At 65.3% G+C, this 2,189-nt stretch carries 2 protein-coding genes and 1 pseudogene; 1 reads left to right on the top strand and 2 read right to left on the bottom strand.

All coding sequences use genetic code 11. The features are described 5' to 3' along the window. A pseudogene (locus Q0687_RS28785) lies at window positions 1–599 on the top strand (hypothetical protein); the annotation flags it as partial. Here Q0687_RS28785 and gmk read toward each other — a convergent pair. Then, window positions 532–1,191 (bottom strand): guanylate kinase, encoded by a 660-nt coding sequence (gene gmk / locus Q0687_RS28780; RefSeq protein ID WP_298884741.1) that lies wholly within the window; start codon window positions 1,189–1,191, stop codon window positions 532–534. The pseudogene Q0687_RS28785 and the gene gmk sit on opposite strands and share 68 nt — an antisense overlap. Window positions 1,192–1,194: 3 nt before the next feature. Then, window positions 1,195–2,082: a YicC/YloC family endoribonuclease gene (locus Q0687_RS28775; RefSeq protein WP_298884738.1), complete on the bottom strand. Its 888-nt coding sequence runs from the start codon at window positions 2,080–2,082 to the stop codon at window positions 1,195–1,197. Window positions 2,083–2,189: the final 107 nt, after the last annotated feature.

Below are 2,189 nucleotides of genomic sequence, written 5' to 3'. Positions count from 1 at the left end.
CGCTCGCCGGTCTCCTCGCCAGCGTGATCTACCGCTTCGCCGGCGGCCGCGCACGCGTCCAGACGACCGATCGCCGCGTCAACTGGGATCTTCGGCAGGATCACGAGGACAGCCGCCCGCCGTGGCTCAACGGGACACCGGTCCCTGCACCACGTCGCGAACGTCCGCTTCCGGTGGACTTCGACGCCATGCGCCCGGAGGCGCCGCAGATCGCCGCGTTCACGGACGGGATCCGCCAGATCGCAGCGCAAGGCCGTCCCCTCGATATCAGGGCTGCAGAGCCCGAGGAGACCGAGATCGGCTATTTCGACGGCGAATTCGAGATCGAGACGGCGGCGCCTCTCGCGGCCGACGGCCACGATGAAGAGGCGGCCGATCACGACGTGAACGCGCATCAGGAGCACATACGCGAGGCAAACGCGCACGAGCCCCGCGCGCACGACGACAATGCCGTCGACGTCGACGTCTTCACGGCGATGCTGGAACGGCTGGCGAGCGAGGGGCCGCGGCTGGCGCAGCCGAGCCTTGATCCTAGCCTTGAAGCTGACCTTGCAGCCCTCGCACGAAGCTCACGAGGCCGGTCCGCCGCTCGCGCTTGAGGCGCTCGGCCTTCAGGATCGACTGCACCTCGGCGAAGGCGTCATCGACATTGTGGTTGATGACGATGTAGTCGTACTCGGCCCAGTGGCTCATCTCGTGGCTGGCGCGGCTCATACGCTTGCGAATGACCTCGTCGGAATCCTGCGCGCGCGAATGCAGCCGCTTCTCGAGGTCGCCGGCTGACGGCGGCAGGATGAAGACGCGAACCACATCGACGCTCGCCTTCTGGTGCAGTTGCTGTGTGCCCTGCCAGTCGATGTCGAACAGCACGTCCTGCCCGGCCGACAGTGCCGCCTCGACCGGAGCACGCGGCGTCCCGTAGAGATTGTCAAACACAGTGGCCCATTCGAGCAGTTCGCCCTGCTCAACCATCGTCTCGAATCTGGGCTTGCTGACGAAGAAATAGTCGCGCCCCTCGACCTCGCCCGGCCGCATCTGGCGCGTGGTCGCCGACACTGACATTTTCAGGCCAGGCTCCCGCTCGAGCAGCATCCGCGACAGCGTCGTCTTGCCTGCGCCCGATGGCGAGGACAGTACGAACATCAATCCGCGCCGCTCGACCCCGTCAGTTCCGTGACCGCCCAATGTCATCGATCACTCCAGATTCTGGACCTGTTCGCGGAATTGCTCGACCACGTTCTTCATGGCGAGACCGGTATTGGTCAGCTCGATGTCGTTCGACTTCGAGCAGCAGGTGTTGACCTCGCGATGAAACTCCTGCGCCAGGAAATCGAGCTTGCGGCCGATCGGGCCGCCCTTGCCGATCAGCTCGCGCGCCTGCGCGATATGCGAGGCGATGCGATCGAGCTCCTCGCGGATGTCGGCCTTGGTGGCGATCAGGATCGCCTCCTGCATCAGGCGGTCGGAATCGAACCGGTCTGACGTATCAAGCAGAGCTGCGATCTGCTCGGCGAGCCTCGCCTTGATCGCCTCCGGCTTGCGGCCCGGCGAGCTTTCCGCCTTCTTCGCGAGCTGCTCGACCTCGTCGACCCGCAGGGTCAAGATCTGGCCGAGCGAGGTGCCCTCGCGCTTGCGCATCGCCACGAGTTCGTCGAGTGCCTTGTCGAAGGCGTCGGCGGCAGCAGCGCGCGCGGCCTTGTCCTCCTCCTCGTCGCCCTCGGTCTCGGCGACCTCGACGACACCCTTGATGGCGAGCAGGCCGTCGATGCTCGGCGCGACGGCGTCGATCTTGCCGGAGATCATTGCGGCGGCCTTCAGCACCGCGTTGAGCACGTCCTCGTTGACGCGGACGGAGGCGGCGGCGTTGGCACGCTTGATGTTGAGATTGGCGTAGACCGTGCCGCGCGAGAGCAGCTCGCCGGCGCGCTTCTTGGCGTGGGCCTCGAGCTCGTCGAACCCCTGCGGCAGCCGCACCCTGAGGTCAAAGCCCTTGGCGTTGACCGACTTCAATTCCCATTCGAACGTATACGGCCCGCTTGCGCCGTGGCTTCGGGCAAAGCCGGTCATGGACGACAGCGCCATCAGGTCAAATTCTCCGGATAGATGGGATTCGCGAGGCCATCAGGCCACGGGAATCTTAAGACTATTTTGCAGGAAAGTGGAATCCGCAAAGTCCGCAGGCAGGTCTG

Origin of the sequence: uncultured Bradyrhizobium sp., from assembly GCF_936928535.1 — a bacterium.
Taxonomy (GTDB): domain Bacteria; phylum Pseudomonadota; class Alphaproteobacteria; order Rhizobiales; family Xanthobacteraceae; genus Bradyrhizobium.
Note: the sequence above shows the minus strand (reverse complement) of the source record. Positions and strands in the feature narration are given on the sequence as shown.